This is a genomic window from Tropicimonas sp. IMCC34043 (genome assembly GCF_003390845.1).
Taxonomy (GTDB): domain Bacteria; phylum Pseudomonadota; class Alphaproteobacteria; order Rhodobacterales; family Rhodobacteraceae; genus Tropicimonas.
Genome location: NZ_QMEK01000007.1, coordinates 41097 through 65566, shown reverse-complemented (window position 1 = coordinate 65566; position 24470 = coordinate 41097). Strand labels below are relative to the sequence as shown.

The 24470-nt window shown below is 67.8% G+C and carries 15 protein-coding genes; 7 read left to right on the top strand and 8 right to left on the bottom strand.

The features are described from left to right. Window positions 1–274 precede the first annotated feature (274 nt). Window positions 275–1249, top strand: a complete 975-nt coding sequence (locus DQG17_RS19080) for a sugar-binding transcriptional regulator (RefSeq protein ID WP_116134467.1) — start codon at window positions 275–277, stop codon at window positions 1247–1249. A 17-nt stretch (window positions 1250–1266) separates the two neighbouring features. On the opposite strand, the gene dhaL is transcribed toward DQG17_RS19080, so the two are convergent. The 8 genes from dhaL to DQG17_RS19040 form a co-directional block, all read right to left on the bottom strand. Then, window positions 1267–3054: a dihydroxyacetone kinase subunit DhaL gene (gene dhaL, locus DQG17_RS19075; RefSeq protein WP_116134466.1), complete on the bottom strand. Its 1788-nt coding sequence runs from the start codon at window positions 3052–3054 to the stop codon at window positions 1267–1269. Window positions 3055–3057: 3 nt separating this feature from the next. Beyond that, window positions 3058–4056, bottom strand: coding sequence for an ABC transporter permease (locus DQG17_RS19070; RefSeq protein WP_116134465.1), 999 nt, complete (start codon window positions 4054–4056; stop codon window positions 3058–3060). Next, on the bottom strand, window positions 4049–5545 hold the full coding sequence (locus tag DQG17_RS19065; RefSeq protein ID WP_116134464.1) for a sugar ABC transporter ATP-binding protein: 1497 nt from the start codon (window positions 5543–5545) through the stop codon (window positions 4049–4051). The genes DQG17_RS19070 and DQG17_RS19065 overlap by 8 nt, the downstream gene beginning before the upstream one ends. 64 nt (window positions 5546–5609) lie before the next feature. Further along, window positions 5610–6557, bottom strand: coding sequence for a substrate-binding domain-containing protein (locus DQG17_RS19060; protein ID WP_198666208.1), 948 nt, complete (start codon window positions 6555–6557; stop codon window positions 5610–5612). Window positions 6558–7039: 482 nt separating this feature from the next. Further along, complete coding sequence (locus DQG17_RS19055; RefSeq protein ID WP_116134462.1) at window positions 7040–7987, bottom strand: D-ribose ABC transporter substrate-binding protein; 948 nt, start codon at window positions 7985–7987, stop codon at window positions 7040–7042. A 106-nt stretch (window positions 7988–8093) separates the two neighbouring features. Next, window positions 8094–9155 carry an ABC transporter permease gene (locus DQG17_RS19050; RefSeq protein WP_116134461.1) on the bottom strand — a complete coding sequence of 354 codons (1062 nt, stop codon included), beginning with the start codon at window positions 9153–9155 and terminating at the stop codon, window positions 8094–8096. A gap of 15 nt (window positions 9156–9170) precedes the next feature. Further along, the gene (locus DQG17_RS19045) at window positions 9171–11510 is read right to left on the bottom strand and encodes a sugar-binding domain-containing protein (RefSeq protein WP_232829508.1); all 2340 of its coding nucleotides are present in this window, start codon (window positions 11508–11510) and stop codon (window positions 9171–9173) included. Continuing rightward, window positions 11507–12163, bottom strand: coding sequence for a DUF2291 domain-containing protein (locus DQG17_RS19040; RefSeq protein ID WP_116134460.1), 657 nt, complete (start codon window positions 12161–12163; stop codon window positions 11507–11509). The genes DQG17_RS19045 and DQG17_RS19040 overlap by 4 nt, the downstream gene beginning before the upstream one ends. 480 nt (window positions 12164–12643) lie before the next feature. Between DQG17_RS19040 and DQG17_RS19035 the strand changes: the two genes are divergently transcribed. From DQG17_RS19035 to DQG17_RS19010, 6 genes are all read left to right on the top strand, one after another. Next, a complete protein-coding gene (locus DQG17_RS19035; RefSeq protein WP_116134459.1) occupies window positions 12644–14209 on the top strand; it encodes an FGGY-family carbohydrate kinase in 1566 nt (521 codons plus the stop codon). A 55-nt stretch (window positions 14210–14264) separates the two neighbouring features. After that, window positions 14265–15776 (top strand): glycerol-3-phosphate dehydrogenase, encoded by a 1512-nt coding sequence (locus DQG17_RS19030; protein WP_116134458.1) that lies wholly within the window; start codon window positions 14265–14267, stop codon window positions 15774–15776. A gap of 1 nt (window position 15777) precedes the next feature. Beyond that, complete coding sequence (locus DQG17_RS19025) at window positions 15778–16710, top strand: TIM barrel protein (protein ID WP_116134457.1); 933 nt, start codon at window positions 15778–15780, stop codon at window positions 16708–16710. A gap of 128 nt (window positions 16711–16838) precedes the next feature. Then, window positions 16839–17813 carry a sugar-binding transcriptional regulator gene (locus tag DQG17_RS19020; RefSeq protein WP_116134456.1) on the top strand — a complete coding sequence of 325 codons (975 nt, stop codon included), beginning with the start codon at window positions 16839–16841 and terminating at the stop codon, window positions 17811–17813. Window positions 17814–18144: 331 nt separating this feature from the next. After that, window positions 18145–18330, top strand: a complete 186-nt coding sequence (locus DQG17_RS19015) for a hypothetical protein (protein WP_116134455.1) — start codon at window positions 18145–18147, stop codon at window positions 18328–18330. After that, window positions 18327–24341 carry a glucoamylase family protein gene (locus tag DQG17_RS19010; RefSeq protein WP_232829507.1) on the top strand — a complete coding sequence of 2005 codons (6015 nt, stop codon included), beginning with the start codon at window positions 18327–18329 and terminating at the stop codon, window positions 24339–24341. Before DQG17_RS19015 ends, DQG17_RS19010 begins: the two co-directional genes overlap by 4 nt. The last annotated feature ends 129 nt before the right edge of the window (window positions 24342–24470 follow it).

Sequence of the window (24470 nt, the reverse complement as noted above, 5' to 3'; positions counted from 1 at the left end):
AGGCCAGCCGGTCGCCCGGTTGGCGGCCCGCGTTGCGGCGCCGGATGAGGCCGCCGGCGGGCGAAATGTTGTGCAATCACAGCATCCGGGCGGGGAAAGCCGTTCGGGCGCGATGATGGGATGACATCAATCGCCGCCAGCGGTTAGGGTCTTGCTGACGCATCGCGAAGCTGACAGGGCGCGGGCAGTGCCGTGCCGTCCGTTGGCATGGCGCCTGTCCGATGGCCGTTTCAGTTCCAGACGGACATCACAGGGTTTCGGAAGACAGTCGCGGATGAAGTATTCTGGGCGGGCAGAGGTCGGGGACGTCGCAGGGGAATTCGTTGCGCTCGACGAACGTGCGCGGGTCGGGTGGTATTATTTCGTTGCCGGGCTGACCCAGAAGGAAATTGCCGACCGGCTGGATATTACCCGGCTGAAGGTCAACAAGATCATCGGCCAGATCCGCGCCGAGGGGCTGGTCAAGATCGAACTCGACCTGCCGCTGATCTCGTGCCGCGTCGCGGCCGAGGCGCTGGCCCAGAAATACGGTCTGATCGACGTGGTCGTGGTGCCCGATGTGGACGACTACCTGCTGCAGAAACGCCTGATCGGCGAGGCGGCGGGCGCGATGGTCAGCCCGATCCTGAAGGATCAGGACCTGGGGATCGGGATCGGATCGGGCCGCACCCTGTCGCATGTGGTGCAACGGCTGTCGACCCGGCCCAGCGAGGGCAGCTGGGTTGTCGGGCTGATCGGCGGCATCGCGCGGGCCACCGGGTCGAATTCCTTCGATGTGGCGACCGAGGCGGCGCAGAAGCTCGGCGTCGAATGCCACTATCTGACCGCGCCGATCTATTGCGCGACGCCCGATGCGCGCGACGCGCTTTTGCTGATCGACGAGCTGACCGATGTGCTTGCGCGCACCGAGATCGCCGATATTGCCATGGTCAGTTGCGGTGCGGTGACCGAGACAAGTTCGCTGACCCAGGTGCGGGTGATCAAGGACAACCTTGACGATATCGTCGCGGCGGGGGCGGTGGGCGAGGTGCTGGGCTGTTTCATCGACGCCGATGGCCGGCCGGTCGATCACTTCATCAACGACACGATCATCGCGCTGCCCCCTGACAAGCTGCGGCTGAAGCCGCATTCGGTGCTGGTGTCGGGGGGGATGTCGAAACTGCTGGTGATCCGGGCAATCCTGCGCGGCGGTTATGTCAACCGCTTTGCCACCAACGAAGGGGTTGCCCTGGCGCTTCTGGAGGACTGAAGCGCCAGGGCCGTGGCCTAGCCGAGGGCCGCGTGGGCCGCGTCGCACATCGCGCCAAGGATCACCGTGGTCGAGGCAGCGCCGGGGTCGATGTGGCCGACCGCTCGTTCGCCAAGCTTCGCGGACCGGCCGCGTCTGCTTTCGATATTGCGGGTGCTTTCCATGCCGGCCTTCGCCCCGGCAACGGCCGCATCGAGGCAGGCCAGCACGTCGCCGCCGGCATCGGCGGCCTTGCGCGCCTCGAGTGCTGCCGGCACCCAGGCATCGACCATGGTCTTGTCGCCGGGTTCCGCCCGGCCGCGTTCGCGCACGCCCTGGCAGGCCGCCTCGATCCAGCGCGCCATCGACGCGGCATCGAGGTTCAGCCGGTCCTTGACCGCGGTGCCCGCGCGCAGGAACGCGGTGGCATAAAGCGGCCCCGACGAGGCGCCGACCGCATCGAGGAAGGCCTTCGCCATCCGCTTGCACGAGGTTTCGATGGTCTCGTCGGCCGGGCTGTCGGCCAGCGCCTTGCGCACCGCCTTCCAGCCGATGTCCATGGTGACGCCGTGATCGCCATCGCCGATGACGCCGTCGAGTTCCGACAGCATATCGACCTCCTCCGCGATCCGCTCGCCCGCGGCATTGACCATGGCGCGGAAGATTGCGGGCGTGATCGCCCCCTCGCGCACGAGCTTCTGCGCGGGCGCGGGTGCGCTGGCCAGTTCCCGGTCGAGCACGCGGGCGGTTTCGATCCGCGCCGCGGCCTTCGCGGATGCGGCCGGCGCCGCGACCGCACCGACGGTCAGCGCCGCGGTACGGCAGGGCCTGTCGAGCAGGTCCTTGAGGTCGTCGTCGAGCTTCAGCAGCGTGATCGAGGCCCCCGCCATCTCGAGCGATGTGGCGTATTCACCGACCCAGGAATGGTGGATGCGCACCGACCGCGCCGCCAGCACCTCGGCCACGCGGCGGTGCAGGATGTAGAGTTCGAGCAGCCCGGTGGCGCCCAGACCGTTCACGAGGATCGCAACCTCGTCGCCCTCGGCCAGCGCGAGTTCTGAGAGGATCGGGTCGAGCAGTTCGTCGGCGACATGATCGGCGGTGCCGACCTTGCCGCGCCGCATCCCCGGCTCGCCATGCAGACCCATGCCGATTTCCATCTCGTCGTCACCGATCTCGAAGTTCGGCTTGCCGGTCTGCGGCAGCGAACAGGCGGTCAGCGCGACGCCCATCGAGCGGGTGCTGGCCAGCGCCTTGCGGGCCGCGGCCTCGACCGCGTCCAGATCGCGGCCGTCCTCGGCCGCCGCCCCCGCGATCTTGAAGACGAAGAAATCGCCCGCGATGCCGCGGCGTTCGGTCATCCGCTCGATCGGCGCCGAGGCGACGTCGTCGCAGACCGCGACCGAGCGGCATTCGATGCCAAGCCCCGCCGCCTCTTCCGCCGCCATGTCGAAGTTCATGACGTCGCCGGTGTAGTTGCCATAGAGATAGACGATGCCGGCGCCACCATCGGCGGCACGGGTGGCGTCGAGGATCTGTTCGGGAGAGGGCGAGGCAAAGACGTTGCCGACAGCGGCCGCATCGGCCAGCCCGCGCCCGACATAGCCGGCAAAGGCCGGTTCGTGCCCCGATCCGCCGCCGATGACGATGCCGACCTTGCCGGTTCTCGGCCCGTCGACCGCGACCACCGCGCGCCCGGTGGCGCCTTCGAGCCGCAGCATGTCGGGGTGCGCGCCGACCATTCCGGCGATGGCCTCGGGGATGATGTCCTCGGGCGCATTCATCAGTTTCTTCGCACGGGCGATCTTGGGTGTGATCTCGTTCATGGGTCAGGACTCCTTGCGCAGCCAACGACGCGAGATCGCATCGAAGGAAATCGCGATGACGACGATCGCGCCGCTGACGATCCCCTGCCAATAGGGAGACACGCCGAACAGCACGATGATGTTTTCGATGATCCCGATGATGGCCGCGCCGCAGATCGCGCCAAGGATCGTACCGACGCCGCCGGTGGTGGCGACGCCGCCGATCACGGCGGCTGCAATCGGGCCCAGCACCCAGGAATTGCCGATCGAGGGCTGCGCGGTGCCAAGCCGCGCCACCAGCAGCACGCCGGCAAGTGCCGACAGCGCCCCCGCCAGCACGAAGACCAGCACGCGGATCCGGTCGACCCGGATCCCCAGCATGCGGGCGGCATCGCGGTTGTTGCCGATGGCATACATATAGCGGCCGAAGGGCGTCTTCAGCGTCAGGAACACGGCGCAGAGCAGCATGACCAGCATGATGACGAAGGGCATCGGAATCCCCCAGACCGTGCCGCGGCCGAGGAACTGGATCTCGGGCGGGATGCCGGTGATGGCAACGCCGCGGGTCAGCACCAGGATGGCGCCGCCATAGATGCCCGCGGTCCCGATGGTCAGCACCAGCGAATGCAGCCGCAGCGCCGTGGTCAGGAACCCGTTGATGAAGCCAAGCGCGGCGCCAAGGCACAGTGCCAGCAGGCACGACAGCCAGGGGTTCATCCCGGCGTTCACCATCAGCATCCCGGTGACGATGCCGCACAGCCCGCCAATCGTGCCAAGCGACAGGTCGAGCTCGCCCAGCAGCATCAGCGAGGCCTGTCCGATCGTGACCAGGGCCACGAAGGCAAGGCCGCGGCCGACGACGCTCATGTTGTAGGGGGTCAGGAAATAGGGCGACAGGATCGAGGAGGCGACGAAGATCACGATCAGAACCGCCAGAACCCCCATCAGCGGGTTGCGCAGCACCGCCTTCAACATGCCGGGGTTCTTGGATTGGGCCGCGTCGGCCTTTTGCAGGTCAGACATTCGCTGCCTCCCTTGAGAAAATGGCCCCTACGAGCGTTTCATTGTCTGTCGTCTCGGTATCGAACTCGCCGGTCATGCGCCCGAAGTGCATCGTGATGATGCGGTTGGCGCATTTGCGAAGTTCGTCCATCTCGGAGGAGACGAGGATGATGCCGACGCCCCGTTCGGCCAGTGATTGCATGATCGCGTAGATCTGCGCCTTGGTGCGCACGTCGATGCCCTTGGTCGGCTCGTCGAAGATCAGGATGCGCGGGTCGGTCGCCATGGCGCGGCCGATGATGGCCTTTTGCTGGTTGCCGCCCGACAGCAGCGAGATCTTCTTTTCCCGCGAGTCGGTGCGGATCTCGTATTCGTCGATGATGCGGTCGACCGCCTCGTTTTCCTTGCGGGCGCGGATGCCAAGCGGCGAATTGGTCAGATCTAGGATCGACAGACCGATATTCTCGCGCAGCGACAGTTGCGGGAAGATGCCGTGGTGTTTGCGTTCCTCGGACAGATACAGCATCCCGCGCCCGACGCTGGCCGAGGTGCTGCCAAGCTCCCAGGGCGCGCCATCCATCGTCACCCGGCCGCCGCGCGCCTTGCGATAGCCAAAGATCGTCTGCATGATCTCGGACCGGCCCGATCCGACCAGCCCGGCAAAGCCGAGGATCTCGCCCGCGTGCAGGTTGAACGACACGTTCTCGAACCGCTCGCCCGACAGCCGTTCGACGGTCAGCAGGGCAGGGGCGTCGGCCCGCGCGGTCGTGGGACGGAAGGCCGAGCCAAGCTCCAGCTTCTCGCCCGACATGGCGCGGATCAGGTTGTCTTCGCTGGTCGTGGCCAGCTTGCCGGCCTCGACCTTCTGGCCGTTGCGCAGCACGGTATAATCGTGGCCGATGTCAAAGACCTCGTCCATCTTGTGCGAGATGAAGACGACGCCGACGCCGCGGTCGTGGAAATCCCGGATGACCCGGAACACCCGCTCGACTTCGATTGGGGTCAGCGACGAGGTCGGCTCGTCGAGGATCAGCACCTTCATGCCGGTGTTGGTCGAGGCGCGTGCGATCTGCAGCAGTTGCTGGTCGGGGACCGAGATGTTGCGCACCAGATCCGAGGGCGCGGCCTCGATCCCGAAGCGGTCGAGATAGCCCTGCGCCTCGATCTCCATCGCCTTGCGCCGGACCAGCCCGCGATGGCCCGATTTCTCGAACGGCATCAGCAGGTTTTCCGTGACCGTCATGTGCGGGAACAGGCTGAGTTCCTGCGGCACATAGGCGATCAGCCCGAACTGCTCGGGGTGTTCGGCGACATCCTTGCCGTCGATCCGGATCGTGCCGCGGGTCGGCCGGTCGGTGCCGGTGACAAGTTTGACGAATGTGGATTTTCCGGCGCCGTTTTCGCCAACCAGGGCATGGGTGCGCCCGAGGTCCACGTCGATGTCGACGTCGTCGAGCGCAGTGACGCCCGGAAAGTCGCGGCCAAGGCCGCGCGCCTCCAGAAAGGCCATGGCTACCTCACAATCAGAAGGAAGGGTAAAGGGCCGGACGGGTCCGGCCCTTTTTCGGCTGCAATCAGAGGCCGAGGTTATCCTTGGTGAGGAAGGCATTGCCGGTGTCGATGAACGACGGCACCGGGGCGCCGGTCGCCTGCTGCCACAGCAGCATCACGGACCAGTAGCCTTGCAGTTCGGGCCGCGAGGCGGACGAGCTGTCGGCGACGCCGTCGCGGATCAGGTCGATCATCTCGTTGAGGTTATCGAGCCCGACGAGGATCACCTCGCCCTGCTTGCCGGCCTCGACGATGGCCTGACCGATGCCCACCGGGCCGGCGGCGTCCGAGGCGACCCAGCCGTCAAGCTCGGGGTTCGCCTGCATGATCGCGGCGGCCTGTTGCTGGGCCACCTGGATGTCGTCGTTGTCGATGCCTTCGGCCACGACCTCGATGCCGGGATATTCGGCAAAGACCTCGCGGTGGCACTCGGCACGGATCGAATGGTTGGGCGCTGTCGGAACGCCCATCATGATCGCAACCTTGCCCTTGCCGTCGAGCAGCTCGACCAGACGGCGCGAGGCGATCTTTGCCTGTTCGCAGAAATCCGACCCGATATAGGGGATCGCCATGCCTTCGGGGGGAACGCTGTCGAACAGGGTCAGGGGAATGCCCTGGGACTTGGCGTCCTCCAGCGAGGCGCGGTTGCCGGCCGGGTCGAGAAGGTCGACGGCGATTCCATCGGGACGGGTCGCGATCGAGCTTTCGAGGATCTGGTTCTGCTGCACGACGTCAGCCGATTGCGGGGCCGAATAGACGATTTCGACATCGGAGCCGGTCTGTGCCTTGATGGCGACGGCGGCCATCTGCGCGCCATCGTTCACCTTGTCGAACCAGGGGTGCACGACTTTGGGGACAATGACGAAACGATAGCTGTCTGCCGTCTTGGTGCCGGGGGCGTCTTGGGCGACGGCGGCAAAGGCGGTTACGCTGCAGGCCAGAGCGGCCAGCGTCAGGGTAAATTTGGACACGGATGGTCCCTCCCAGATTGTTTTCAACACCGCAGATGTGCGGTGTTTCCTCCTCATACTTCGAGGTACGAAGCAGCCTCTCAATACAGATGTAAAATCTAATTTACAATAGTCTCATTCGGTCGCGCGAGGGAAATGACCCGGTCCATGGCGCCGCAGATACCGGGAAACGCCTGGCCGCATGGCGCGTCCGTGCACCTGCAGCGCGCATAGGCGGCGGGACAAGTATTGCCTGTTGTCAGTATCTTGGGAGGGTGCCGCGGAGGCCTGAAGGGATCGCGACGGGCGCCGATGCTGCGCTTGCAGCGTGCCTGCAACCCTGCGGCGAACTGGCGACACGACGTGGCGGAATCGCCGGATCCGCCAGCAGCGCGCCATCGCGCACCCCCGGGGGGCGCAATGGCCGGGGCGCGTCACCGCCGGTGCGGAGGGTTCGGGAGGTGCCGGAAACGGCACCTCCCGAGGGAGGGAGCAGGGGTCGGTTACTCGGACAGCGTGAAGGGCGCCGTGTACTGGTCGACGTTGTCGGCGGTGATCAGCAGGCAGTCGAACAGCTGCTTTTCTTCGGCCACCATCGGCTCGCCCGTGGTGATGTAGTGGTCGGCCTGACGGACCGCCTCGGCCGAGAACACCGCGACCGGCTGCAGCACGGTATAGGCCATTTCGCCGGCCTTGATGGCCGCCACCGCATCGGGCGAGCCGTCGAACCCGCCCACGGTCACCTTGTCGAGCATCCCGGCCTCTTTCAGGGCCGCAATCGCGCCAAGCGCCATTTCGTCATTGCCCGAGATGACGGCGGTGAAGTCCGGCGTCGCCTGAATGATCGACTGCATCTTGTTATAGCCCTGGGTGCGGTCCCAGTTGGCCACTTCCTTGGCCACGCGCACGAGGTCCGGATACTGGCTGATCACGGTTTCATAGCCGTTCGACCGGGTGGCGGCGTTGTTGTCGGCCGGGTTGCCGAAGAATTCGACGTAATTCGCCTGGTCCCCGACACGGTCGACCCATTCAATCGCGCCAAGCGCCGCGCCCTGGGCGTTGTTCGAGACAAGCTGCGCAATCGCAAGACCGCTTTCGTTGATCTCGGCATTCACCAGAAACACCGGGATCCCGGCGTCGATTGCCTTGCGCACCGCCCCGATCGAGCCATCCGCGTTCGCCGGATCGAGGATGATCGCGCGCGCCTTGTTGGTGATCGCGGCGTCGATCAGGTTGCTTTCGACGTTGGTGTCGCCCTTGTGCGCCGCGACATTGGCGGTATAGCCCAGTTCCTCGGCCGTGGCCTTGGCGACCTCGCCTTCGGTGAACCAGTAGGGGTTCGCGGGGTCGGTGACGATGATCGACATCAGGCCGTCGGCCCAGACCGATCCTGCCATCAGCGGCAGGGCGGCGACGGCGGCAAGCAGGGCGCGTTTGGTGATCTTGTTCATGGGTTGTCCTCTCCCTTTGGGGTGTTGTGCGCCGGATCTCCGGCAACATTTTCCGCACCTTTGGCCTCCTCCGGCCCGGGTTCGTGCGAAATTCGGATGCGGTGGGTCAATGCCGTGCCCCGCCGCGGTATTGGATCGAGTTCAGCATGACGGCGAGCACGATGACCGCGCCGGTAAAGACGGTCTGCCAGTAGGACGACACCCCGATGATGACGAGGCCGTCGGACAGAAAGCCGATGACAAAGGCGCCAAGCATGGTGCCGCGCACCGTGCCGCGCCCGCCCATCAGCGAGGCGCCGCCAACGACGACCGCGGCAATCGCCGTCAGCTCATAGGTGAACCCCGCCGATGGCCCCGCCGAGGTCAGCTGCGAGCTGAGCACCAGCCCCGCAATCGCCGCACAGGCGCCCGACAGCATGTAGACGGTGATCTTGACCCGCTTGACCGGCACGCCCGACAGCTCGGCCGCGCGTTCGTTGCCGCCCGAGGAATAGAGCCAGCGGCCAAAGGCCGAACGCGTCAGCAGCAGGCCGGTGACGACGGCGACAACCGCGAGGATGATGACCCCGATCGGCACGCCCGCGATGCGGTTGAACCCCAGCCAGTCGAAGCCGGTGTTGCCAAGCTCGGGCTTGCCCGACAGGTTGTTATAGGTCAGCCCGTTGGTCATCAGCAGCGCGACCCCCCGTGCGACATAAAGCGAGCCGAGCGTCGCCACGAAGGCCGGCACCTTGAAGATCGCGACCAGCAGGCCGTTCACCAGCCCCACCATGGCGCCAAGCGCCAGCGTCAGCACCACGACCGCCCAGACCGGCGGATACAGGATCACCCCCGCCCATTGCAGTTCGACCCCCTGCAGCAGGAAGCCTGCAAAGACGCCCGACAGCCCCAGCACCGATCCGACCGACAGGTCGATACCGCCGTTCAGGATCACCAGCAGCATCCCGATTGCCAGCAGCCCGAAGATCGCCACGTGGTTGGCCATGATCAGGAAGTTGCCGATGGTGGCATAGTTCGGCGACAGGAACGAGAACACCACGATGATGGCGATCAGCGCAAAGAAGGCGCGCCCCTCCAGCAAGGCGTGGCCGAGGCTGAAATTCTCGCCCAGCAGGGAGGAAAACACCCCGGATGCGCGCCGCTTGGTATTGGTGGTGACGTCGGTCATGGTGAAAGCTCCCGTTCAGTGCAGCGCGGGCAGGGCCGAGGCCTGCTCCAGTTCCACGATTGCGCGTGCCGTGTGTTCGTCGATGATCAGCCCGTTCAGCAATCCGCTGGCCAGTACCGCCCGGATCGCCCCGACCTTCAGCCGGCCGCCGGCGATGGCGACGATCCGGCCGGCGCGCAGATCGTCGAGCGGCAGGGTGATGATCCGCCGGGTGGTCTGGTTCTCGACCGGCCGGCCGTTTGCATCGAAGAAGTGGCCAAGGATTTCGCCGGCGCCGCCGGCGCGGGCGATTTCCTCCATCTCGGAGGGCTCCATCATGCCGGTGCTGACCAGTTCGGCCTCATTGCCCGTGGTCCCGATCCCGGCCAGCATCAGGTCGCAGCCGCGGGCCAGGGCATAGGCGCGCGCGGCCTCCTTCTGGCTGAGCAGCACCTCGCGGTCCTCAAGGCTGTTGGCCATGAACGGCACCGGCATCACGGCCGCCTCGGCGCCGGTCAGATCGGACAGGCGATTGACGATCTGATGGGGGTTGGCGTTGGCGCCCTGCGTCAGCCCGCCCATCAGCGACACGAGCCTCAGGCCCGGTGCCGCCCGCGGCGCAAGGGTGTCGACGGCGGCGCGCAGCGTGCGGCCGTGGCCGGCCCCGATCAGCAGGCCCGGCGTGCGGTCGATCTGTGCCGACAGAAAGCCGCCACCGGCGATGCCGAGCGGCCCCAGCGGCAGTTCGTCCTGATGCAGGTCGGAGACGACCTCGCAGTGATCGAGGCCGAAACGCGCCATCAGGTGCTGGCGCAGGTCGACCTCGCCCGAGGCCGCCATGATCTGTTCCTTGCTGGCGTCGGGGCCGAATTCGGCCGAGATCCGGCCCTTGTGCATCACGACGATGCGATGCGCGATCGACAGGCATTCGGTGACCTCCGAGGTCGAATAGACTACCGCCAGCCCCTTGCGCGCGCCCTCGGCCAGCAGGCCGAAGACCTCGGCCTTGGCGCCGATGTCGATGCCCCGGCTCGGTTCGTCCAGCAGCATCACGCGCGGTTCGGTGGCCAGCATCTTGCCGATCACGACCTTCTGCTGGTTGCCGCCCGACAGCGACCCGATGGCCGCGCCGCCGCCATCGGTCTTGATCGTGACCTCGCGGATCGTCTTGTCGACGATGGCCTGTTCGGCGCTGCGCGAGGTGAACATCCACTTGGTGAAGGCCGAGATGCTGGCAAGCGACAGGTTCTGCCCGACCGACATCGTCTGCACCAGACCGTCGCGCTGGCGATCCTCGGGGGTCAGCACCAGCCCCATCTCGATCCGCTGGGCAATGCTCAGCCCCGCCAGATCGCGATCGCCGAGCAGGACCCGCCCGCCCGAGCTTGGCATCCGCCCGGCGATGCATTCCATCAACTCGGTGCGGCCCGCGCCCATCAGGCCATAGATGCACACGATCTCGCCCGCGCGCACCTTCAGCGACAGCCGGTCGACCAGCAGATCGCCGCTGCGGCCGGGGGCCGGAATGCTCAGCCCCTCGATCGACAGCGCCACGGGCCCGAACTCATGGCCGAGGGGCGGCGAGCCGAGGTCGAAGTTCTCGCCGACCATGTTGCGCACGATCCACTCCAGATCGATCTCGGTGCGCGGCGCATAGGCCGTCATCGTGCCGTCGCGCAGCACCACCGCATGATCGGTGATCTGCAACGCCTCCTCGAGGTGGTGCGAGATATAGACAATGGACACGCCGCGGGACTTCAGATCGCCGATGACCTTGAACAGCACCTCGACCTCGGAGGCCGACAGCGCCGAGGTCGGCTCGTCCATGATCAGGATGCGGGCATTCACCGACAGGGCGCGGGCGATCTCGACGATCTGCTGCTGGCCGAGCCGCAGATCCTCGACCGGGGTCAGCGGGTCGATGTCCTCTTCCAGTTCCGCCATCAGCGCGCGGGCCTGGCGTTCCTCCTCGGCAAAGTCCACGCCCATCGGGCCGCGGATCTCGCGCCCCATGAAGATGTTGTCGCGGACGTTCATGTTGGGCGCGAGGCTGAGCTCCTGGTGGATGATCGAAATGCCTAGGTCGCGCGCCTCGACCGTCGAGCTGACGCTGACGGTCTTGCCGTCGAGGATCAACTCGCCCGAGGTCGGCCGGATCACCCCCGACAGCACCTTCATCAGGGTCGACTTGCCGGCGCCGTTTTCACCGAACAGCGTCGTGACCTGGCCGCGCCGGACGTCGAAGTTGGCGCCCTTCAGCGCCTTGACCGCGCCATAGGACTTGGACACGTCGCGGGCCGCCAGCACGATTTCCGCGGTGTCGGGCGCAGTGTCGGGCGCGGGTCTCGGCAGATCGAGCGTATCGGCGTGCATCATGGCTGCACCTCGAAATCGACCGGCGTGATCAGCCAGTTCTTCGGGTTGATCAGCCGGAACACGCCGGTCACGGCCACGGTGCGCCCCTCGAGGCTGGCGCGGTCGAGACCGGTCAGCACCTCGGCCGCCATCGCCCGGTTGATGCCCGATCCGGCGTTCTGGTATTCGATCTGATTGGTGAATTCGCCAAAGCTGATGTCGCCCGGTATGTCGCGCAGATCGGTGCCGTTGATTGCGGGGCCGGTCTGGACCCGGACCGTGGTGGCCTCGGGGATGCCCTCGACCGACAGGGTGAACACCCCCGATTTCCCCGCGCCGACGACGCCGGTCAGCCGCACCGGCATGACGGCCCCGACGCCGGCCGGGGTGCCGTATTTGGCGATCGCGGCGTCCTTGTCCGCGGCAATCGCCGTGGCAAGCTCTGCCGCGTCGGGGGCGCGTTTCGCGACCATGTCGCGGATCCGCGGGAACTGGTCGCGGCCATAGCTGTCGGGATCGAAGACCTGCTGGCGGACATCCTGATCGGACCCGATCCGCACCACCTTGGTGTCGAGCGCGATCCCGCCAAGCAGCAGAACCGCGACCAGCCCGAGGACCCATGCGGTGCGGTCCGGCCGTGCGGCGTGTCGGGTCCTGGCTTCGGTTGTCGACATCTTGGTCCCCTCTCTCGTCCTGGCCCGGCGGGCAACTTCTGGCTGGGGTGAGTCACGCCGTATCCACGGCGCAGAGTCAGATAATCGCCTGAAAAGGCGTCAGATCATGTCATGGAGATACGTTTGCCCCGGCAGCGGTGCCATGGCCGTTCTCCTCCCCTTCACAGCCTCGACCGGGCCCGGACTCCCCCTCTGGCCCATCCCGAAACTGCTGTCGGCGCCTCTCTGCGGATGCGACCGATTGAACCAACCATAGGTGCAAAAAATTACTCTGTCTGCAAAAAAAATCACTCAAGCCAAAAAAGACGTGCTATTGGTCAGAAGCGGTCGAAACGGCTGGCCGCCGTTGCGTGGCGGCGGCGCCAACACGCCAGAGGGCGTCCGAAACACCGCAGAAACCGGATCGTCGGGAGCGAATCGGAAGGGGGCGGCCAGACTGCGAACCATCGCAGGCGCAGGCCGATCAGGGGAGGGGAGCCGATGACAGCGAGGCACGACATCATTGTCGGAATCGACGCGGGCACATCCGTGCTGAAGGCCGTGGCGTTCGACCTCTCGGGCCGGCAACTGGCCAGCGCATCGGTGCGAAATTCCTATGCCACCGGCCCCGGCGGGGCGGTCACCCAATCGATGCCGCGCACCTGGACCGATTGCGTCGCCGCGCTGCGCGGCCTGCACGACAGGATCGACGGGCTTGCCGCAAGGGTCGCGGCGCTGGCCGTCACCGGGCAGGGCGATGGCACCTGGCTGGTCGGCGCAGGCGATGCGGCGGTGGGCGATGCCTGGCTCTGGCTCGATTCGCGTGCCGCGCCCACGGTGCGCCGGCTGGCGGCCGCGGCCACCGACCGCGCCCGGTTCGAGGCGACGGGAACCGGCCTCAACACCTGCCAGCAGGGCGCGCAGATCGCGCATATGGACCGCCACTGCCCCGATCTGCTCGACGCGGCCGAGGTCGCGCTGCACTGCAAGGACTGGCTGTTTCTGAACCTGACCGGGGTGCGTGCGACCGACCCGTCCGAGGCCAGCTTTACCTTCGGCGATTTCCGCAGCCGCGCCTACAGCGACGTGGTGATCGGGGCGCTCGGCCTTCGGCATCGCCGCGGGCTCTTGCCCGAGATCGTCGATGGATCGCAGATAACCCACCCGCTGACCGCCGCCGCGGCGGCCGAGATCGGGCTGCCCGCCGGCACGCCGGTCGCGCTCGGCTATGTCGACATGGTGATGACGGCGCTCGGGGCCGGGGTACACACCGGCGACGCCGGGGCCGCCTGTTCCACCGTCGGTTCGACCGGGGTTCACATGCGGGCGGTGACGGCCGATGCGGTGCGGCTGAACGCCGAGGGCACCGGATATGTCATCTGCCTGCCGGTGCCGGACCTTGTCACCCAGGTTCAGACCAACATGGCGGCAACGCTGAATGTCGACTGGATCCTGTCGCTCGCCGAGGACCTGATCGCGGAAACCGGCACGCCGCCCGGTCACGCGGACCTGATGGCGCGGATCGACGGCTGGATGCAGCGTTCGCGCCCCGGCAGCCTGATCTATCACCCCTATATCTCCGAGGCGGGCGAACGCGGGCCCTTTGTCGATGCCGACGCCCGCGCGGGGTTTGTCGGATTGAACGCGGCGCACCGTTTTCCCGACCTGCTGCGGGCGGTGGTCGAGGGTCTGGGGATGGCGGCGCGCGATTGCTATGCCGCCATGGGCGAGATGCCGCGCGAGCTGCGCCTGACCGGCGGGGCGGCACGATCCGCAGCCCTGCGCGGGGTGCTTGCGGCCGCGCTCGACACGCCTGTCCGGGTGTCCGCGCGCGAGGAAGCCGGCGCCGCGGGCTGCGCCATGATGGCTGCCGTCGCAATCGGCGCCTACGGCACGATGGACGCCTGCATTGCCGAATGGACGACGCCGCTGCTGGGCGCCGCCGAACCGCCCGACCCGGCGCTGGTGCAGGTCTATGACCGGCTTTTCACCTGTTATCGCGAGGCCCGCGTCGCGCTTGAACCCGTCTGGGCCAGCCTTGCGGCCAGCCGGGCGCACGGCGCGTGAGCGGACCCCGCGCAACGAACCATGCCGCGGCCTGCGCGGCGAAGGGAGAACTCAGATGACGGATATTCCAAAGATCGACCTGTTCGTGATCGGTGGCGGGATCAATGGCGCGGGGATCGCGCGGGATGCCGCCGGCCGGGGGCTGAGCGTGGTTCTTTGTGAAAAGGACGATCTGGCCGAGGGCACCTCGTCACGCTCGGGCAAGCTGGTGCATGGCGGGCTGCGATACCTCGAATATTACGAGTTCCGGCTGGTCCGCGAGGCGCTGATCGAACGCGAGGTGCTGATGAACGCGGCCCCCCACATCATCTGGCCGATGCGCTTCGTGCTGCCGCATTCGCCCGCGGACCGGCCGCTGTGGTTCATCCGGCTCGGCCTGTTCCTCTATGACCACCTCGGCGGGCGCAAGAAGCTGCCGGGCACCCGCAGGCTCGATCTGCACCGCGATCCCGAAGGCGCGCCGATCCTCGACAAGTACCGGCGCGGGCTGGAATATTCCGACTGCTGGGTGGACGATGCCCGGCTTGTCGTGCTGAACGCGATCGATGCTGCCGAACACGGCGCGGTCGTGCTGACGCGCAGCCCCTGCACCTCGGCCCGGCGCGAGGGCGGGGTGTGGCGCGTCACGACCACCAGTTCGCTGACCGGCGAGACCCGTGTGTATGAGCCGAAGGTGGTGGTGAACGCCGCCGGACCCTGGGTTTCGGATGTGGTGACACGGGTCGCGGGGTCGAACTCGAAGCGCAATGTCCGGCTGGTCAAGGGCTCGCACATCATCGTGCCGAAGTTCTGGGACACGGCGAATGCCTATCTGGTGCAGAACCACGACAAGCGGGTGATCTTCATCAACCCCTACGAGGGCGACAAGGCGCTGATCGGCACCACCGACATCTCCTATGACGGCCGGCCCGAGGATGTGACGGCCGAAGACTCCGAGATCGACTATCTGATCGCCGCCGTGAACCGCTATTTCAAGGAAAAGCTGCGGCGCGAGGATGTGCTGGAAAGCTTCTCGGGGGTGCGGCCGCTGTTCGACGACGGGCAGGGCAACCCCTCGGCCGTGACGCGCGACTATGTCTTCGATCTGGACGAGACCGGGGGCGCGCCGCTTCTGAACATCTTCGGCGGCAAGATCACCACCTATCGCGAGCTTGCCGAACGCGGTCTGCACCGGATCGCCCGGTTCTTCCCGCAGATGGGACCGGCCTGGACCGAACGCGCCAAGATGCCCGGCGGCGATATCGAGAACGAGGATTTCGAGGCGTTCCCCGACAAGCTGAAGACCGACTACCCCTGGATGCCGCGCTCGCTGCGCCAGCACTATGCCCGGCTCTATGGCACGCGGGTGACGCGGATCGTCGGACAGGCCCGGTCGCTGGCCGATCTTGGCCGGCATTTCGGCGGCGACCTCTACGAGGCCGAAGCGCGCTATCTGGTGGCCGAGGAATGGGCGCTGACCGCCGAGGACGTGCTGTGGCGCCGCACCAAGCACCGGTTGCAGCTGTCAACCGACGAACAGGCGGCCTTTGCCGAGTGGTTCGACCATGCCGTGGCAAAGGCCGCGTGACATGGGCCTGACGCTGTCGCTCAACACCAACCCGCTGGTCAACCGCTTTGCCGAACCGGACGACCTGATCGACACCATCGCCCGCCAGATCCGGCTGCGCGACATCCAGCTGACCCACGAATTCATCAACCCGAGCTGGCCCGCCCCGGTGATCCGGCGCGTGACCCGCGCGATGGCGGCCTCGCTGACCCGAACCGGCGCGCGGGTCACCTCGGGGATGACGGGGCCCTATGGGCGGCTGAACCATTTCGGACACCCCGACCGCGACGTGCGGCGGTATTATGTCGACTGGTTCAAGACCTTCGCCGACATCATCGGCGATCTCGGCGGCCAGTCCGTCGGAACCCAATTCGCGATCTTCACCTACCGCGATTTCGACGATCCGGCGCGGCGCGAGGAACTGATCGCGATTGCCATCGACTGCTGGGCCGAGGTTGCCGAACACGCCAAGGCCGCGGGCCTTCGGTACGTCTTCTGGGAACCGATGAGCGTCGGGCGCGAATTCGGCGAGACGATCGCGGCAAGCCTGGCGCTGCAAGACAGGCTGACGGCTGCCGACATGGCGATCCCGATGTGGATGATGGCCGACATCGACCATGGCGATCTGACCAGTCCGGACCCCGCCGATGTCGACCCCTATGCCTGGGCCGCGGCCGTCCCCAGGGTGTCGCCGATCATCCACATCAAGCAAAGCCTGATGGACAAGGGCGGCCACCGCCCGTTCACCGCCGACTTCAACGCCCGTGGCCGGGTCCAGCCCGCGCCGTTGCTGGCGGCCTTTGCGAAGGGCGGCGCAGAGGACAACGAGATCTGCCTTGAGCTCAGCTTCAAGGAACGCGAGCCGAACGACCGCGAGGTGGTGGCGCAGATCGCGGAAAGCGTCCGGTTCTGGGCGCCGCATATCGACACCGGGGTGCAGGATCTGCGCGTCTGAACGCCCTGCCTGCCGCGGTCGCTTAGGGCGCGCGGTCTTGTCAACGGGCGGCAAAACCCGCATCAGGCCGGTGCCCGAAACCTGACGGCCCGCCGCCGGATCGGGGTGCAGGAACAAAGGAATGCAGGATGCCGCGCGATAGATCCCCGCAGGACAGCGACCACAGCCTGGCAATCCGTGCGGCCTGGCTGCATTACATCGGCGGGCTTACGCAATCGGCCGTGGCCAAGCGGCTTGGCGTGCCCTCGGTCAAGGCGCACCGGCTGATTGCGCGCGCGGTTGCCGAGGGCGCGGTCAAGGTCTCGATCGACGGCGACATCATCGAATGTATCGAGCTTGAGGCCGCGCTGTCCGACCGCTTCGGGCTCGAGATCTGCCGCGTCGCGCCCGATCTGGGCGAGGACGGGCTGCCGCTGCGCACGCTCGGCATGGCCGGGGCGGCGATGATCCGGCGCTGGCTCGAATCGGGCGAGATCGCGACCATGGGCATCGGCCACGGCCGCACCCTGGCCGCCGCGGTGCGCAACCTGCCGCGGTTCGAGGCGCGGGGGCTGCGGTTCGTGTCGCTGCTGGGCGGGCTGACGCGCAACTTCTCGGCCAACCCGCATGACGTGATGCACCTTCTGGCCGAAAAGACCGGCGCAAACGCCTATGTCATGCCGGTGCCGTTCTTTGCCAACAGTGTCGAGGATCGCGAGGTGCTGCTGGCGCAGAAGGGCGTGGCCGAGGTGTTCCAGATGGCCGAGGCCGCCCCGCTGAAGATCGTCGGCATCGGCACCGTCGACACCGAAACCCAGCTTGTCGCCTCGGGGATGATCGAGCAGAGCGAGATCGAGGAGATCGCCCGCGCCGGCGGCATCGGCGAGGTGCTGGGCCATTTCTTTGACAGCGCCGGCAACCGGCTTGAGACGACGCTGACCGCGCGCACCCTGTCGGTTGCGTTCCGCGAGGATCGCAGCGACAGCATCGTCGCGCTGGCGGGCGGGGGCGAGAAGCTGGGCGCGATCCGCGCCGTTCTGAACAGCGGCTGGCTGTCGGGGCTGATCACCGACGAACGCACCGCCCGCGCCCTGCTGTCCGGCAAGGATCGTCGCCCGAAGTGACGCATGGGCCGCCTCGCCCGCCGGCTCGGGGAGGCTTTGCATCGGCTGCAACCGATCTTGCCGGGCCCGCCGCTGATCTGGGTTAGCGACGACGCCCCGGACAGCTGCTATAGCCCGATCAATCGCCGTGAAGGTTCCGGCGGAACGGCATCTGGCCGACCAGTTCCGACACGCAAGCCCCTCAGACGTCAGCCCGGTCGCCCGCGCTGTCTGGCTGGCCCGTGACACGGCAATGTTGACGCCCTTGTCAACTGAACCGGCGCCGGATCGGCCGCCGCCTTTTTCGTATCATTCGGGCTCGGTCACGACCCGACCTTTGGGGGATTTCAGGATGAACTGGGACCAGATCGAACGCAACTGGGATGAGATGACCCGCCGGATTCAGCCGTCGCCGCCGCGGCAAACACGCCCGCGTTCCACGCCGCCACAGGACCCGGCGGATGCGCCGCCAAGGATTGATCCGGCCGCACCGCCCCGCCTGACCAAGGGCGCGATTGCGGGCAAGCCGCATCCGTGAGCCGCCGCAAACCCGCTTTCAGCGTCGATCCGCGCACATGGTTGCCCGCGGAACTCCCCGGTCTGGCCCGGATCCTCGGCCAGCCGGCCTCGCCCTGGCGCGACGCCTCGCCGATCCGGGAGGAACGGTTCGGGCCCGAGCGGCTGGCCGATCATGCCGAAAGCCTTGCCCGGTCGCAAAGCATCGCGCTGCGGCCGCGGCGGGTGCTGAACCTGACCGTTCGGCTGAGACAGAACGCAGGCGTTCTGCTGGAGGCCTATCGCTATAACGGCGCGGCGCTTCTGAAGGGTCAGCAGGTGCCCTTGGCGGCGCAATGGTTGCTCGACAATTACCACCTCGTCGAAGAACAACTGGCGCAGATCGCGTCGGACCTGCCGCCCGGGTACTACCGGCAGTTGCCCAAGGTCGCGCTTGGCCCCTTCGCCGGATACCCGCGGGTGCTGGAACTGGCCTGGGCCTATGTCGCCCATACCGACAGCCTGGTGTCCGGGCCGGTGCTGCGCCGCTTCGTGCGCGCCTATCAGTCCGTCCAGCCGCTGACGATTGCCGAGCTTTGGGCCGTGGCGATCACGCTGCGGATCGTTCTGGTCGAGAACATGCGCCGTCTGGCGGTGCAGATCACCGAGGCCCATGCGCTGCGCATCGCGGCCGACGCGCTGATGGATGCCGGGGCGCCGGACCTGCCGGACAGCGCCACCGAGTTGCCCGAGATCTTTGCCGCCCAGATCGCCAAGCGGCTGCGCGGCTGCGATCCGTCCGTGACACCGATGCTGGGGCGGCTCGAGGATCGGCTGCGGCGGCAGGGCACGACACGCGACGACGTGGTGGCGCGGGCGCAGGCACGGCAGGGGGCGTCGAACGTGACGATGCGCAATATCGTCACCAGCATGCGCACGCTGTCCGAGCTCGACTGGGCCGAGTTCTTCGAGGACGTGAGCCTTGTCGATGCCTGCCTGGCGGCCCGGTCGGATTTCGCCGCGATGGATTTCGCCACCCGCAACCAGTACCGCACCGCCATCGAAGCCCTGGCGCGGGGATCGGGGCAGGGCGAGATGGCCGTGGCGCAGGCGGCGCTCGATCTCGCCGAGACCTCGGGCGGGGACCGCGCGCACGATCCGGGCCATGCGCTGATCGGGGCGGCGCGCGGCGCGCTCGAGGCGGCAATCGGGTACGTTCCCCCGCGGCGCCAGCGGCTGCTCAGGCTTTTGGGTCGGCTGGGCCTTGGCGGCTATGCGGCTTCCATCGGCGCCGTGTCGGCGCTGGTTCTCGGCACTCTGCTCTGGGGGCTTCATGCGGCGGGCGCGTCGCCATGGGAGCTGTTGCCACTGGCGCTGCTGGCGCTGCTGCCGGCAAGCGACACGGCGACCGATCTGGTGAATCTCTGCGTGACCCGCAATGTCCCGCCCGGACCGCTACCCGCGCTCGATCTGGCAAAGGGGGTGCCGCCCGATCTGAGGACGCTGGTCGCGGTGCCGGTGCTGCTGACAGGTCCCGACGATCTGGCCGAACACCTCGAACGGCTCGAGGTGCATCACCTGTCGAGCGTCGGCGGGGCGGTGCACTACGCGCTGTTGTCGGATGGCCCCGATGCCGCGACCGAGACGACCCCGACCGACGCCGCGCTGATCGCCCTTGCCCGGGCCGGGATCGCGCGGCTGAACGCGGCCTATCCCTCGGCTGCGGGCAACCGGTTCCTGCTGCTGCACCGGATGCGGCGCTGGAACCCGTCCGAGGGCTGCTGGATGGGGTGGGAGCGCAAGCGCGGCAAGCTGGTCGAACTGAACCGCCTGCTGCGCGGCGGCCGCGACACCAGTTTCCTCGCCCCTGACGTGCCGGTGCCGCAGGATGTGCGCTTTATCATCACGCTCGACGCCGATACAAGGGTGCCGCGCGACGCGGTGCAGCGGCTGATCGGCAAGCTGGGCCACCCGCTGAACCGCCCGCGCATCCATCCGGACCTGGGGCGGGTCGTCGAAGGCTATGGCATCCTTCAGCCGCGGGTGACCGCCGCGCTGCCGGTCGGGCGCGAAGGCTCGCTTTTCCAGCGGATCAGCTCGTCGCCGGGCGGGATCGAACCCTATGCGGCCGCGATCTCGGATGTCTATCAGGACCTCTTTGGCGAGGGGTCGTTCACCGGCAAGGGCATCTATGACGTGGACGCGTTCAGCGCGGCGCTGAAGGGCCGGGTGCCGGACAACGCAATGCTGAGCCACGACCTGTTCGAGGGCATCTTCGCCCGCGCCGCACTCGCCTCCGACATCGAGGTGGTCGAGGACTTCCCGGCGCGTCACGACGTGGCGGCGCGGCGTCAGCACCGCTGGGCGCGCGGCGACTGGCAACTTTTGCCGTGGATCTTCGGCGCGCGGAGCCGCGGGGTGCCGCGGCTCGGGCGCTGGAAGATGGCCGACAACCTGCGCCGGTCGCTGGTCGCGCCGCTGGCCGTGCTGACGCTTGGGGCAGGCTGGCTGTTGCCGTTGCCGCTGGCCCTGCTGGCGACGGCTCTGGTGCTGGCGATGCTGTCCCTCGGCCGGGTGATGACGCTGCCCTTCGCCGTGCTGCCCGGGCGGGCCGGGATCACGTCGCGCAGTCATTTCTCGGCGCTGGCCAACGATGCGGCGGCAGCGCTCTGCCAGATCGGGCTCGATCTGGCATTTCTGCCCCATGCCGGCTGGCGGATGATCGACGCCATCGGCCGCACGCTGTGGCGGATGACGGTCAGTCACCGGTTGCTGCTCGAATGGGTGACGGCCGCCACGGCGGCGGGCGGGGCGCGGCCGGGCGTTCAGGGCAGCTATCGCATCATGGCGGGCGGTGTGGCGTTCGGGCTGGGCACCTGTGGTCTGGCAACGCTGCTGAACCCGCAGGTCTGGCCGCTGACGTTGTCCTTCGCGGCGCTGTGGCTTGCCGCACCCGCACTGGCCGTGCGGATCAGCCGGCCCGGAACCGCCGCCAAAGGGATTGCCCCGAGCACGGATGAGGCCCGTGCCCTGCGGCTGATCGCGCGGCGGACATGGCGGTATTTCGAGACATTCGTGACCGCGGGCGACAATTTCCTGCCCCCCGACAACTTTCAGGAAACCCCGCATCCCGTCATCGCCCACCGCACCTCGCCCACCAATATCGGGCTCTACCTGCTGTCGACCGTTGCCGCCCGCGATCTTGGCTGGATCGGGACCGATGCGGCGCTGCGCCGGTTGGAGCAGAACCTGCAAACCCTGCAGCGGATGCAACGGCACCGCGGGCATTTCTATAACTGGTATGACACGCGGGACCTGCAGGTGCTGCGCCCGGCCTATGTCTCCTCGGTCGACAGCGGCAATCTGGCCGGTCACCTGATCGCGGTCGCCCGCGCCTGCCGGGACTGGCAGACGGCCGGGGTGTCAGCGGGTCAGCGCCGCGCCGGGCTTGGCGATACGCTGGCGCTGGCGACAGAGGCGTTGGAGGGGGCGGATGGCGATGCGGCGGCGCGGCGGGCGCTGGCGGACACCCTCGCGCGGATGAAGACCGCCGCGCCGCAGGATCTGGCCGGGCTGGCCCGGGCGGCGGTCGAGGGTGCCGCGCGTCTCGGCGGGGCGGAGCTTGGCTTCTGGACCGCAGCGCTCCACGCGCAAGTGGCAGCGCCGCAGGCCGACGATGCCGCGGATCTGCCGCGCAGGCTGGCAACCGTCGCGGACATGGCCCGCGACATGGCGCTGGCGATGGAGTTCGGCTTCCTGCTCGACCCGGAAAAGAAACTGCTCGCCATCGGGTTCTCGGCCGAGAGCAACAGCCTCGATCCGAACTGCTATGATCTGCTGGCCTCCGAGGCGCGGCTGGCGAGCCTGTTTGCCATTGCGAAGGGCGATGTGGAGACGCGGCACTGGTTCCGGCTTGGCCGGGCCGCGACCCCGACAGGCACCGGCGCGGCGCTGATCTCGTGGTCGGGCAGCATGTTCGAATACCTGATGCCATCGCTGGTGATGCGTGCGCCGGCGGGATCGTTGCTGGAACAGACCAACCGGCTGATCGTTGCCCGCCAGCAGGATCACGGGCGCCATCTGGGTATCCCCTGGGGCGTGTCCGAATCGTCCTATAACGCCCGCGACCCCGAGATGACCTATCAATATTCGAACTTCGGCGTTCCGGGTCTGGGGCTGAAACGCGGCCTTGGCGAAAACCGGGTGATCGCGCCCTATGCCACGGGGCTGGCCGCGATGGTCGATCCGGCGGGGGCCGTGGCGAATTATGCGGCGCTCGCGGCACTCGGCGGGCAGGGGCGCTTTGGCTATTACGAGGCGCTCGATTTCACCGCAAGCCGCCTGCCCAAAGGCCAGGATGTCGCCGTCGTGCAGAGCTTCATGGCGCATCATCAGGGCATGACAATCGCGGCGATTGCCAACACGCTGCAGGACGGGCTGCTGCGGCGGCGTTTCCACGCCGAACCGTTGGTGCAGGCGGTGGACCTGCTGCTGCAGGAACGCGTGCCGCGTGACGTCAAGGTGGCCCCGCCGCGCGCCGAAGAGCTGCTGACAGCCGCCCCCGATACCGTTGCCGCGCCGGTTGTCCGCCGCTTCGACGCGCCGGGGACCGAGCCGGCGACGGCGCATCTGCTGTCGAACGGGCGCTATGGCGTCATGCTGACACCCACGGGGGCGGGCTACAGCCAGTGGGGCGGGATTTCGATCACCCGCTGGCAGGCGGATGCCCCGGACGCTACGGGCGGCTTCATCCTTGCCCGCGATGCCGAAACGGGCGCGCTCTGGTCCGCCGGGGTCGCGCCTGTGGCGGCCGCCGCCGGTCACCACCTGACGGTCTTCAGCGAGCATCTGGCCCGCCTGACCCACCGGCAGGGTCCGCTGACCACCACGACCGAAATAGTCGTCTCGGCCGAGGACGATGCCGAGGCGCGGCGCGTCACGCTGACCAACACCGGGCGCGCAGCGCGCGAGATCGACCTGACCTCCTGTGCCGAACTGGTGCTGGCGCCGGCTGCGGCCGATCCGGCGTCTGCCACGGCGTTCGTCGTCACCGATTACCTGCCGGAACTTGGCGCCATCGTCGCCACCCGGCGCCGGTCCCCGGACGAGCCGCAGCTTTGGGCCGCGCACATCGCCGTGGTCGAGGGGGCCGAGACCGCGCCCGCGCAGATCGAGACCGACCGGGCGCGGTTCATCGGGCATGAGGGCGACATCGGGCAGGCGGCGCATACCGGCGCGCCGCTGTCCGGCACCACGGGCACGGTTCTCGACCCAATGTTCGCGATCAGGCGGCGGGTTCTGGTGCCAGCGGGCGGCATGGCGCGGGTCACGTTCTGGACGCTCGTCGCCGAAACCTCGGACCGGCTGCTGGATCTTGTCGACCGCCACCGCGATGCCTCGGCCTTCGAACGGGCGGTGACGCTCGCCTGGACCAAGGCGCAGGTGCAGTTGCGCCACCTTGACGTGACCGGCGCCGAGGCTGCCGATTTCCAGCGCCTCGCCGGGGTCATTCTGCGCGGCACGGCCGGGATGCCGGCACCCGGGGCGCAGGCGCGGCTCTGGTCGCTGGGGATGTCCGGGGAACTGCCCGTGGTCGTGGTGCAGATCGAGGATGCAGCCGATGAGGCGCCGGTGCGGCAGGCGCTGGCGGCGCATGAATACTGGCGGGCGCGGCAGCTTTCAGTCGATCTGGTGATCCTGAACGACGCGGCCGCACATCGCGTGCAGGCGCTGCAGGCGGATATCGAGACGGCGGTCCGGTCGGCGCAATCGCGCCCGCCGATGGAGAATGTGGAAAGGCCCGCCAAGGGGTCGGTCCATGCGCTGCGGGCCGACATGATGACGCCCGAGGCGCGCGCGCTGCTGCTGTCGGTGGCCTCAGTTGTGCTGGTGGCGCGGCGCGGCGGGATCGGTGCGCAGCTTGACAGCCCGCCCGACCTGCCCGCGACGACGCCGGCGGCGCCACCGCCGATCCTGCGGGTCGTGCCGATGCCGCGGCTTGGGGAGCTGCTCGATGCCTACAGCGGCGCGGAAGGACGTGCCGGGGGCCTTTGAGCCGTCGGGCCCGTGGATCGGCCGCCGCGCAGGGCCTGCTCGGGCTGTCGATCCGGGACTGCGGATGGCGCCCGGCGATCCCGAGGCGCCGGCCGCTGGCGGCGGCGGGACGATCTGCCCCGCCGTCCT